General features: G+C 54.6%; 13 protein-coding genes. 5 read left to right on the top strand and 8 right to left on the bottom strand.

Translation table 11 applies throughout. The features are described from left to right. From IQ254_RS26250 to IQ254_RS26235, 4 genes are all read right to left on the bottom strand, one after another. Positions 1-386, bottom strand: a 386-nt coding sequence (locus IQ254_RS26250; protein ID WP_193969110.1) for a ferredoxin, incomplete at its 3' end; no start/stop codon positions are given. Positions 387-389: 3 nt separating this feature from the next. Further along, the gene (gene hoxE, locus IQ254_RS26245; RefSeq protein ID WP_193969109.1) at positions 390-902 is read right to left on the bottom strand and encodes a bidirectional hydrogenase complex protein HoxE; all 513 of its coding nucleotides are present in this window, start codon (positions 900-902) and stop codon (positions 390-392) included. 5 nt (positions 903-907) lie between these two features. Beyond that, complete coding sequence (locus tag IQ254_RS26240; protein ID WP_193969108.1) at positions 908-1,429, bottom strand: universal stress protein; 522 nt, start codon at positions 1,427-1,429, stop codon at positions 908-910. Positions 1,430-1,447: 18 nt separating this feature from the next. Next, on the bottom strand, positions 1,448-1,999 hold the full coding sequence (locus IQ254_RS26235; protein WP_193969107.1) for a universal stress protein: 552 nt from the start codon (positions 1,997-1,999) through the stop codon (positions 1,448-1,450). A 452-nt stretch (positions 2,000-2,451) separates the two neighbouring features. On the opposite strand from IQ254_RS26235, the gene IQ254_RS26230 reads away from it, so the two are divergent. Further along, positions 2,452-2,670 (top strand): hypothetical protein, encoded by a 219-nt coding sequence (locus IQ254_RS26230; RefSeq protein ID WP_193969106.1) that lies wholly within the window; start codon positions 2,452-2,454, stop codon positions 2,668-2,670. Between the two features lie 2 nt (positions 2,671-2,672). On the opposite strand, the gene recA is transcribed toward IQ254_RS26230, so the two are convergent. Continuing rightward, positions 2,673-3,749, bottom strand: coding sequence for a recombinase RecA (recA, locus tag IQ254_RS26225; protein ID WP_193969112.1), 1,077 nt, complete (start codon positions 3,747-3,749; stop codon positions 2,673-2,675). 166 nt (positions 3,750-3,915) lie between these two features. On the opposite strand from recA, the gene IQ254_RS26220 reads away from it, so the two are divergent. Continuing rightward, entirely contained in the window at positions 3,916-4,143 is a 228-nt protein-coding gene (locus tag IQ254_RS26220; RefSeq protein WP_193969105.1) for a hypothetical protein, read from the top strand. Positions 4,144-4,253: 110 nt separating this feature from the next. On the opposite strand, the gene IQ254_RS26215 is transcribed toward IQ254_RS26220, so the two are convergent. The 3 genes from IQ254_RS26215 to IQ254_RS26205 all read right to left on the bottom strand — a co-directional run bounded on the left by IQ254_RS26215 (position 4,254) and on the right by IQ254_RS26205 (position 6,501). Then, the gene (locus tag IQ254_RS26215; protein WP_193969104.1) at positions 4,254-4,883 is read right to left on the bottom strand and encodes an RraA family protein; all 630 of its coding nucleotides are present in this window, start codon (positions 4,881-4,883) and stop codon (positions 4,254-4,256) included. 365 nt (positions 4,884-5,248) lie between these two features. Beyond that, positions 5,249-5,686, bottom strand: a complete 438-nt coding sequence (mscL, locus tag IQ254_RS26210; protein WP_228041110.1) for a large conductance mechanosensitive channel protein MscL — start codon at positions 5,684-5,686, stop codon at positions 5,249-5,251. A 200-nt stretch (positions 5,687-5,886) separates the two neighbouring features. Beyond that, entirely contained in the window at positions 5,887-6,501 is a 615-nt protein-coding gene (locus IQ254_RS26205; RefSeq protein ID WP_193969103.1) for an Npun_F5749 family FMN-dependent PPOX-type flavoprotein, read from the bottom strand. Between the two features lie 87 nt (positions 6,502-6,588). Between IQ254_RS26205 and IQ254_RS26200 the strand changes: the two genes are divergently transcribed. The 3 genes from IQ254_RS26200 (at position 6,589) to IQ254_RS26190 (ending at position 10,816) form a co-directional block, all read left to right on the top strand. Then, complete coding sequence (locus IQ254_RS26200) at positions 6,589-7,719, top strand: calcium/sodium antiporter (RefSeq protein ID WP_193969102.1); 1,131 nt, start codon at positions 6,589-6,591, stop codon at positions 7,717-7,719. A 186-nt stretch (positions 7,720-7,905) separates the two neighbouring features. Then, positions 7,906-9,492: an Hsp70 family protein gene (locus IQ254_RS26195; protein ID WP_193969101.1), complete on the top strand. Its 1,587-nt coding sequence runs from the start codon at positions 7,906-7,908 to the stop codon at positions 9,490-9,492. A 25-nt stretch (positions 9,493-9,517) separates the two neighbouring features. Then, on the top strand, positions 9,518-10,816 hold the full coding sequence (locus IQ254_RS26190; protein ID WP_193969100.1) for a hypothetical protein: 1,299 nt from the start codon (positions 9,518-9,520) through the stop codon (positions 10,814-10,816). Positions 10,817-10,864 lie beyond the last annotated feature (48 nt).

The raw sequence follows: 10,864 nt of genomic DNA, 5'->3' as shown, positions 1-10,864 counted from the left end.
TCTCTATTCCCTATTCCCTGTCCCCTACTCCCTATTCCCTGCTCCCTATTCCCTATTCCCTGCTCCCTATTCCCTATTCCCTGTCCCCTACTCCCTACTCCCTGCCCCCTACTCCCTACTCCGGCAACAATCTGAGCCGCCTGGTCAGGAGTAACCTGGGCGTAGAGCTCACCGGAGGGATCGACCTGGACTAGAGGCCCTTGACTGCACAGTCCCATGCAGCCGACGCCAGCGATGGTGATTTGATCGTCAAGGTCGGCGGCGATGACAGCGGTTTCGAGCTGTTCCTTAACCGCCAGACTATTGGCAGAGAGGCAGCCGCCGACGGTGCAGCAGCGAATGCGACAGGGTTGGGTTGAGAGCTGGCGAAGAGCTGGCTGGGTCATGGCTCAGGCGGGGGCAGATAGGCAGGTTTGGAGGCGATCGCAGACAATCTCGGGAGTTTGGCGGCCTTCGAGTTGGTCATCGAACACCACCGCTGGGGCAATGCCGCAGGCACCCAGGCAGCGAGCGGTGATCAGGGAAAACTGGCGATCGGGGCTGGTGTCTCCCGCCTGGACGCCGGTTTCCTGCTCTAGGCTGCTGAGCAGCTGCGCCGCCCCTTTGACGTAGCAGGCCGTCCCCATGCAGACCACGCAGGTGTGAGCGCCCTTGGGCTCTAGGGAGAAAAAGTGATAAAAGGTAGCTACGCCATAGACCTGGCTAGGGGGCAACCGCAGGCTATGGGCCACGTGCCGCAGTAGCTCAGGCTCTAGATAGCCATACAGTTCCTGGGCCGTATGCAGCACCTCGATCAGGGCATCAGGCCGATACTGGTGGCGCTTCATGGCGGTCTCTAGTAGCCGCTGTCGCTTGTCGCTGGCTGCGCGGCTGGTCTCAGGGGCGATCGCGGTACGGCTCATTATCCTTATCCTTTTGCCATCGCTAAATGGGCCGTTTCAGTGGTCGCCTTAGCCAGGGTTGGCGCATCGACGACCATCACCGAGCACGGCGCGTGGTGCATCACATAGCTGCTAACACTGCCGAGAAACAATTCACTGAGCCCCTTGCGCCCGTGACTCCCAACCAGAATCAAATCGGCTTCCCAGGTTTTGGCTAAGGTACAGATCGCCCGCCCCGGGCTGCCGGCAGCTTGGGTAAATTCTGTGGGTACCCCTGCTGTTGTGGCCTGGTCGGTAAAGGCTCGAAGCATTGTCAGCCCTCTGGCTTTGGCTTCGCGGTGGAGATCCAGCCAGACCGTATCGTCTACCCCGAGCGGCATCGGATACCCATAGTAGGGCGGCATCGTTAGGCTACCGTCACCACCGGGCTCTAAAACACTGAGCAGCATTAGCGTTGCACCTGTCGTCTGAGCTAGGGTGATGGCTTGTTGAAATAGAGGAGCGCAGGTCTCGCCATGGTCAAGCGCAACGAGAATTTTGCTGAACATAATAATTTCCTCGGTGAATTAAGACGTGAATGCAGACAGGGCAGTTTTGCTAAGTTCTGAGCGCTCCCTTAGGGGCGTTGGGTGGCGTTGGTCGTCAGGATGAAGCACCAGCACTGGGCAAGGGGCATGGTGCATGACGAAGTTACTCACACTGCCTAAAAACATTTCGCCCAGGCCATGACGGCCATGGCTACCGACAACAATCAAATCAGCCTGAGCGTTTCGAGCAACGGTGCAAATGGCTGGCCCCGGACGACCGTAGGGCTGTAGACAACTGGCTCGCACACCAATGGCCTCGGCGACTTCCTGGTGTTGCTTGAGCAGTGACTCGTAGTGGTTGACGAACTCACCCCATTTGTACTCGTAGTCTTTTCGCAAGAGCTCATCGAGTTCCATGGAGTAGCTGTTAGCGGCGAGGTAGGGTTGCTGAGGGCTATCGGAGTCATAGCGATCTAGGGTATGAACCAGCGTGAGCTGAGCACCCAGCGCCTGGGCCAGGTCTAGGGCGGCGTCAAAGGCGTGGCGGCTAGTGGCTGATTGATCGATTGCCACCAAAATATGTTTAAACATGGGAGAGACCTCCTGAAGCGTCGGTAAGGTGTTGTTCCATCGCGGCCACCGCCGGGGTGGTTTTGATCACAGAGTCGGGGTTGAGGCTAATCGAGTCGATGCCCTGCTCGACTAAAAACTGGGCAAATTTGGGATTGTCGTTAAAGCACAGACTCTAGAGAGTCGGGCATCGATCCCATTAGCTTTGTAGATCAACAACTTGAGGAACTTGTGAAGAGAAGCGACCTACCCAGGACGCACAGGCTGAGCCATCCTCACAGGTGCGTCAGATTCACCGCAGAGATCGCAAGCACAAATTGCAGCCCACAAAGAAACAAGCCACAGGCAGAAGACTTTACCCAGCGCCTGAGCAATTTAGCCCGACTGTCTGTGGGCCGCCATCTGAGTCGCTGACCCTGACGTGACGCCCGCAGACACACTCACACCAGTTGGCATGTTTCCACCTCAGACCAATGACCTCTGGCTCACCGTCGGGAGTTCAAAAGCGCTGGCGAGGCTGCCGATTAGACTCGGTCGAGACGGCCATGGGCTTGGCAGAAACCCTCACATTCAAGGGTAAGCAGCCAACCGTCAGCTGGGTCAAGCAGACCTATAACACTAACGCCCCTACAATTTGGTCTTTATGGAAGCGGGAGGATGCGGTTCGAATTGGGTATAAAGCCTGGGGCTAGAATTATTCATCCTCATCCGGGTAGTCTTCGTCCTCAACCTCAATCTCAACCGCCGCTGCGTTGGCAACGCCGCCGCTGAGTTCTAGCTTCTCCCGCACCTGGGCCTCAACCTTTTGGGCAAACTCGGTATCTTCGAGCAGCCGCTGCACGGTGTTGTCTCGCCCCTGGCCAATGTTGTCGCCTTCGTAGCTGTACCAGGCTCCCTTGCGGGTGATCACGTCGTGCTGTTCGGCCAGATCTACCAAACAGCCCATGGTCGAAATGCCGTGGCCAAAGAGAATGTCAAATTCTCCAATGCGGAAGGGGGGCGCGACCTTGTTTTTGGCCACCTTCACCTTGGCGCGAATACCGTATTCTTCGGTGCCTTTCTTCAGGGTTTGAATACGGCGAATATCGAGGCGCACCGACGCGTAAAACTTAAGTGCATTGCCCCCAGTTGTTACCTCTGGGTTGCCGTAGGATATCCCGATCTTTTGGCGCAGCTGATTTAAGAAGATGACTGTACAGTGCGACTTGCCAATGCTGCCGGTAATTTTTCGCAGGGCCTGGCTCATCAGGCGCGCCTGGAGGCCCACGTGGGCATCGCCCATTTCACCTTCGATCTCAGCCCGGGGTACTAGAGCGGCCACCGAGTCGATCACCACCACGTCAATGGCCGACGATCGCACCAGCTGATCTACCACCTCCAGCCCCATTTCCCCGGTGTCGGGCTGGGACACCAGCAGCTCTTCTACATTGACTCCGAGGGCGGCGGCATAGACCGGGTCGAGGGCGTGTTCTGCATCCACAAAGGCCGCTACGCCGCCCATTTTTTGCACTTCGGCGATGGCGTGGAGGGCGACGGTGGTTTTACCCGAGCTTTCAGGGCCGTAGATTTCGATCACTCGCCCCTTGGGCAGACCACCCCCCAGGGCCAGGTCGAGGGTCAGTGCCCCAGTGGGGATAGTTTCTACTTTCATGCGGGCCGCATCGCCCAGGCGCATAATTGAGCCTTTCCCAAAGTTGCGCTCGATCTGACCCAGCACCGTGGTTAGGGCCTTCTCTTTTTCGGTCTGATCTTTGCCTTTCTTCGCCGCCATAGTTGCCTCAGTACAGTAGGACAAGACCCCTGCATCCCTCAACAGTTGCCTTTAGTGAACTAGTTTAGTACACTTGTCCTAAATCGCAATAGGTAGTTTCTCCGGTTCTGGTCAATATCCAACGATAAATTAGGTTACGCCTCCACATTCTAGGAGGGTCAAGGGCATGGCAAAGCAGACTCTAGTTGAACTCATCGCGTTTACCGATTGGGTGGTAGCCGTTGCGGGACTCAGCACAGGCTATCGCTGCTGGGTGATTACTCCCGAGTTGTCTGCCCTCACCGACGGCGAAACCTATGCGACTAACCACGCCGCTCTAGAGGCAGGGCGGAGTCTAGTGCATTGCTCAACCGGGCCGCAGATCGATTTCAGTCGCTGCCGTCTGTACGACTAGTGCCGACTCAAGGGTTTTGGGGTCGATCTGCCCCACAGTCAGATCCGCCAGGCCGCTCAGGTCGGGGGGCTCTCGTCGGCAATCTTAAAGACATCAACTTTTGTGGGGCGCTATCCTTCTTCTACAAAACCCAGGGTTTGCAGGGCTTGCTCTATCTTGGCGCGGTGATTGGCTTCCCAGTCAGCCAGCGACTGGGAAGCATCGCGGTCACTGCGCTGTTTAGCCCTCTGCCAAACCGCCGCCTGCTGCGCCGATGGAATCACGACAATGCCTTCTTCATCGGCCACCACCATATCCCCAGGGCTGACCCGCACGCCGCCGCAGACAATTGGCTGATTTAGCTGCCCCAGCTGGGCCTTTTTGCCCGGAACTGGCATCAACCCACGGGCAAACACCGGAAACTGGGCCTGGCGCACTTCGGCAATATCGCGAATGACGCCATCGATAACAAAGCCCGCGATGCCGCGTTTCTGTGCGATCGCACAGACATTGCCCCCGGCCATGGCGTAGTCGATATCCCCTGCCTGCACCACAATCACCGAGCCAGGGGTGGCCCGGTAAATGGCGGTGTGCAGCATCAGGTTATCGCCAGCGGGGCAGTTTACGGTGTAGGCGAGACCAGCTAGTCGAGGCATACGAGGCCACAGCTCCCGGATACCCAGATCCATCGTGTGTGCTCGTCCCAGAACCTCGGCGTAGGCTGTGGGGGAAATCGCCGCAAAGTCTAAGGTGTCGCTCATTGTGGTTTTCCCCGCTCGGCCCAAAATCCTGCTCAAATACTAGCGGGAATAGCTGGGTAGGTTCATGCGCTAGCGCTACGCTTTTTGCTTGGGACCTGTAGCCACATCAGGAGGCCGCTAATCAGCAGCGTTAAGAGGCAATTTTATGGACGCTTGGGTCAACCACCTAAATCCTTGGCAGAACCCTGGGCTGAGGGGCTTGATGCCCTTTGGGCTTGGCGTTGCCTTGGCGTTGCCTTGGCGTTAACTGGGCGAGGTTAGCCGGTAGTCTTTTCCATTGGGTGCCGCCTCAGCCCAGTTTGGATGGGCCTGCTGTGGCACTCGCCGCGATTGGAGCTGTCTATTCCTGAACCAGAAACTCTCCCCTAGAGTTTTCGGTTCATCACTTCGGTCAATTGGGTCAGGGTATCGTTGAGCTTTTCTTCAATAGTTGGGTCGGCTGGTTCATCCGCCACCTCGACGTCTTTATGTCGTTTAGCCTTTTCAAAGGCGCGAATGACTAAAAACAGGACAAAGGAAATAACGATAAAGTTGATAATTGCCGAAAGAAATAGCCCATATTTAATGCCGTTGACAGAAAGGCTGGCAATATCTTCAGCCCCGGCTGCCTTGAGAGCTGGACTCAGAATAATAGGGGTCAGCAAATCCTCAATAAATGAGGTCACCACCGCCCCAAAGGCACCACCAATGATGACGGCGACCGCTAGATCGACCACGTTACCCCGCATAAGAAATTCCTGGAAATCTCTCATGAAACCCCCTGCGGAGTTTACGGCACGATTTCGAGCCTGTTGATTAGCCATTTTCCCTCACCTCTTAAGCAAAATTTAAATTTGTTGGCGAAATTATTAAAGCAGACGAGAACCAACAATATCAGAAGACATCTTATTTGTTAATGCTGTGATACATCCGATGGTCTCTATCACAGTACGGCCCCCAAAATGAACCTACACTTGAATGATCATCGCCAGTTAATAATACATTTGAACTATCTCGACACCCATTACGGATTGACGGCGGTCACTAGCCAGTCATCGCCGTTGGGCTGGGTATAACGGGTGCGGTTTTGGGGGTTGCCGCGCAGTTCTAAATGATCCACCTGCTGCGGGCTCAGCAGCACCAGGCAGAAGGTTTTGGGAGCCGTCTCACCGCCAGATTGAGAGAGGAAATCAGCCTCAGCACTGCGAGGCTGGGCCGGGTGGGGCCAGTAGAACTGCTGGCGGGCGTTGGCAGAGAGGCCTTCCCAGGCGGTTTGGCGGATGCTAGCGAGACTGCTATCGGCGCTATCGGCGCTAGTGATGACCTGGATAGGGCCACCCAGGCGAAACTGCTCGCGGGTGTGGGTGAAGTACCAGCAGGCTTCGGCCCAAGGGTGGGCGGCGATGTCGGCGACCTTGGCACTGCGGCGATCGGTGACCAGGGTGAAGGTGTTGGTATCGGGCAGCCAGCCACGAAAAACCACGGTGCGGTTGGCGGGGCGACCGACGGCGGTGACGGTCGCCAGCTGGCAGTAGCGGCTGTAGGGTTTACTGCGGTTGCGGTGCAGGGCGCGGGCCAGAGGGCTACGCCAAGGGGCCAGGGCAGAGGCTTTTAACAGAGATGGATCAGAATCAGACATACTAGAGTGTGGCCTTGTTTGCGGAGGAAAAACTCTCCCGCTGGTCGGGCCATTTTAGTAGAGCGTTTACCGAGTGGGCTTGCAAGTATGACTGTTGCCATCCTGTCGCTGATTGCTGGGGGAGGGCTGCTGCTAGTGGGGGCTGAAAGCCTGGTACGAGGCGCGTCTAAGCTGGCCGCACTGCTGGGCATTTCGCCGCTGATCATTGGCCTGACGATTGTGGCCTACGGCACCAGCGCCCCAGAAATGGCGGTGAGCGTGCAGTCTAGCCTGGCGGGTCAGGCCGATATTGCCCTAGGTAACGTGATTGGCAGCAATATTTTTAACGTGTTGGTGATTTTGGGGCTATCGTCGCTAGTGGCCCCACTGCCGGTGGCCCAGCAGCTGATTAAGCTGGATGTACCGATTATGGTGGGTATTTCAGGACTGCTGCTGTTGTTTTGCCTCGATGGTCAACTGCAACCCAGCGACGGCATTATTTTGATTGTTGGCGGCATCGTCTACACCTTATTTTTGGTCTACCAGAGCCGTCGGGAAACGAATGCTGAGGTGCAGTCAGAGTATGACCGTGAGTATGGAGCTATTCCGATCGGGCGCTGGACCTGGGTTATTAACCTGGTCTATATCGCAGTGGGGCTGGTGACGCTGGTAACAGGATCGCGGGTATTTATATCGGGGGCAGTGAGTATTGCTGAATCGCTGGGGGTGAGCCAGTTGGTGATTGGCCTGACCATTGTGGCGGCGGGTACCTCGCTGCCAGAGCTAGCGACTTCGGCGGTGGCGACCTTTCGCGGCGAAGGAGACATTGCCGTGGGCAATGTGGTCGGCAGCAATATCTTTAACATTTTGACGGTATTGGGGTTGACTTCGGTGTTGTCGAACGGGGGCATTCCCATTCCCAATGCCGTGCTGCATTTTGATCTGCCGATTATGGTGGCGGTAGCGGTGGCCTGCCTGCCAATTTTCCTCACCGGCAATGTAATTTCGCGGTGGGAAGGGCTGTTGTTCAGCGGCTATTACGTGGCCTACGCCACCTACTTAATTTTGCGGGCCGCAGACCACGATGCCCTACACCTATATAGCTTGGTGATGCTGCTGTTTGTGATTCCGCTGACGGTGATTACCCTGGGGCTGGTTTTAGCCAATGCCTGGCCCAGGCGACGACAGGCCAAGGATGACTCGAAGGCCAGCTTGCCGAGCGATACCCATTCTCGATAGAGAGAGGCGATGGGGCTCTGGCGCAGGTTTGACGACGATTACTCATCGCTAGGGAGCCTAGAAGCTGGGGGAACTGAAAGGAGAGTCCAACTTTCGCCCCGCATGACTGGGGTATTTGGGCTTGATCAGTTTTTCTATGCCGATCAATATTAAGGTGGCAAGCAGCTCGATTATTTTTCTAACTTCATGGCGATCGCGATAGATTTTGGCACCAGCAATACGGTCGTAGCCCGCTGGAACCCGGTTACAGAAAGCCCCGAAACGCTGGGATTGCCAGGGGTAAGCCTCAGCCTGGGGGCCGTGCCGCTGGTGCCCAGCTTGATCTATGTCGAACAGCCCCAGGCCGACGGGGTGGTGGTGGGCCAGGCGGTGCGCGATCGCGGTCTCGATATCACCAGCGACCCCCGTTTTTTTGCCAACGTGAAGCGGGGTATTGGCACGGCATTACAGGGCTTCTTACCCGATATAGATGGGCAAACCCTGTCATTTGAGCAGTTGGGGGAGTGGTTTTTGCGATCGCTGCTCACCCAGGTACGCGCCGCTGCGGGCGATGATGACAGCCTGGTGCTAACGGTACCAGTAGACAGCTTTGAAACCTACCGCCTGTGGCTGGGGGATGTGGCCACCGCGCTAGACTTCAAAGAGGTGCGGCTGATCGACGAACCCACCGCCGCCGCCCTGGGCTATGGGCTAACCGGCGAGCAAACCCTTTTGGTCTTAGACTTTGGTGGCGGCACCCTAGACTGGTCGCTGGTGCGCCTGGTGGCCCCGGTACAGAAACAGCCCGTGGGCTTTTTGCTCAAGTGGCGCGGCCAGGGAGATACCCAGACCAGCGCCCAAAAGCCAGAGGTGGCCAGGGTGCTGGCTAAGGCCGGGGAAAACCTGGGCGGGGCCGATATTGACCAGTGGTTGGTAGAGCACTTTGCTACCCAGGGCATTCCGGGCGGCGCGGTAGTCCAACGCCTGGCAGAACGAGTGAAAATTGCCCTGTCAGATCAACCCGAGGCCGCCGAAGCCTACTTTGACGACGAAACCTTTGACACCTACGACCTGGCCCTGACCCGCGACCAGTTCGAGGAAATTTTGGCCCAGAACCAGTTCTTTGAGCGCTTAACCAAGGGTCTGAATCAGGTGCTCCAGCAGGGCCAGCGGCAGGGGGTCGACCAGGATGCGATCGACGCAGTGCTGCTGGTGGGGGGCACGGCGCAGATACCGGCGGTGCAGCGATGGGTGACCGAGCAGTTTGGGGCTGAGCGGGTAAGGTGCGATCGCCCCTTTGAAGCCGTGGCCCAGGGTGCCCTACAAATTGCTCAAGGTCTTGCTGTAGAAGACTTTCTCTACCACAGCTACGGCATTCGCTTTTGGGATCGGCGTAACAACCGCCACGGCTGGCACCCAATTTTGCCCCAGGGCCAGCCCTACCCGATGCCCCAGCCGGTGGAAATTGCCCTGGGGGCCTCGGTGGAAAAGCAGCCCAGCATCGAGCTAATCATTGGCGAACTGGGGGCGGCTAGCACCCAAACCGAGGTGTACTTTGAGAATGGTCGCCTGGTTACCAAACAGCTCGGTGGTGACGCGCCCTCGGTGCAGCCCCTAAATGACCGGGAAGGGGCACGCACGATCGCGCAGCTAGACCCGCCGGGGTTTCCGGGCAGCGATCGGGTGCGGGTGTTGTTTCGGGTAGACCGCGATCGGCTGCTGCGCATCACGGTAGAAGACATTCTGACAGGGAATACGCTGTTAGATAACGAAGCTGTGGTGCGATTGAGCTAGCCCAAAATTAGCATAGATTTTTTTCATGAAATTCGAATTTTTTCGCGACATTAAACTAGCACGACCTAGTGCATTAGCGGAGTGGGAAGTTCGGTATGCGGCTGAGTCTAATCTGAGAGCCAAGTTTCCACCTGGTGAATATAAAAAGAGCCAAGAAATTAATCTCATACTAAAATCACAATTTCAATTCTATCTTGACTATCTAAACCAAAACATTCAACAAGTCTCGTCACTAGATTTTTTGGAATTTATACTCTACTTGTTTGATCTTTCTTCAGAAATAGAGTCACTCCATAAAAAAGGTGAGCTTAGCATCGATGAAACACAGAAATGGCGAGAAATAGGACCTATATCTCGCAGAGCACTAAAATATCTGTCAGAAAAAGTTGTTATAGCTGTCAGCACTAAGGAGATGAATAAAGGTAGAAAAGCAAGGCCAAGCTCATTATATTACATAGCAGAGAAAATAATCATCTGCTCGGAAGAAATGGCTAAAATTTATCAACTTAGTGACATTTCTTTTTCTACTTTCCCTGATTATTCGAGACTCGTTATTCTGCCCCCAGGACAAGAATTATATCTTGAATTCGAGGTAACTAAAGACGGCATCTTAATAGGTGAGCAGATGCATCAGAGAATTGTTTATGATCGCTTGAATCGTGAAAGATTTATCCCAAGCGAAGCAAGCATATTTAATATATCAGTCCAAAATGAAATTATTGGAGATGCTTTCATAGAAACGATTGGACTTAGCTATAGAGAAATGATTGGGATCATTTCTGAGATTATCAGATTAGCTGAACCTCATTCAAAAAATATTCCAATTCCATTCATAAACAAAAATACTGTTTTAAGAGAGATTTCGCGTGTATCTGGAACAAGTAAAGAAATTTTAAGGGACGTAATATCAGGATTCTCTTTGACTAAGCAAAAGATGGAGGCAGAAGGGCGAGAAATTTGGAAGCCTAGGCAAGAATATAGAGCTTTTAAGAGGGGTTTCTTTGAGGTTCCGCATTCTACTGGAAAACATTTAATTTTTTCCAAGAAGATGGCGATTGAATCTCTCAATATGCTAGTCAAAGGAATGGTCTTTAAAGATATTCCATCGGAATGGGATAATAATAAAACCCAAAAAGCAGTGAGCAAGCTTTCTAACAAGGCTGGGCAGTGGTTTGAAAGAAATGTAGAAGGGCATCTGGCAAAGATTGGATTCCAAGGAAAGCAATCAGTGGCTAAACTGAAATTTCAAGATGTCAGGATGAGAATTCCAGATGAAGTTGGCGAGATCGATTATCAGGGCCATTTCATTCTCAAGGGAGCCTAAAGATGCTAGAGTTTCAGGCTAGTTCCAATGGTTCTAGCGTTTATGCGT

The sequence above is a fragment of the Nodosilinea sp. LEGE 07088 genome, from assembly GCF_015207395.1.
GTDB lineage: Bacteria > Cyanobacteriota > Cyanobacteriia > Phormidesmidales > Phormidesmidaceae > Nodosilinea.
This window is presented reverse-complemented; position numbering and strand designations above follow the sequence as displayed.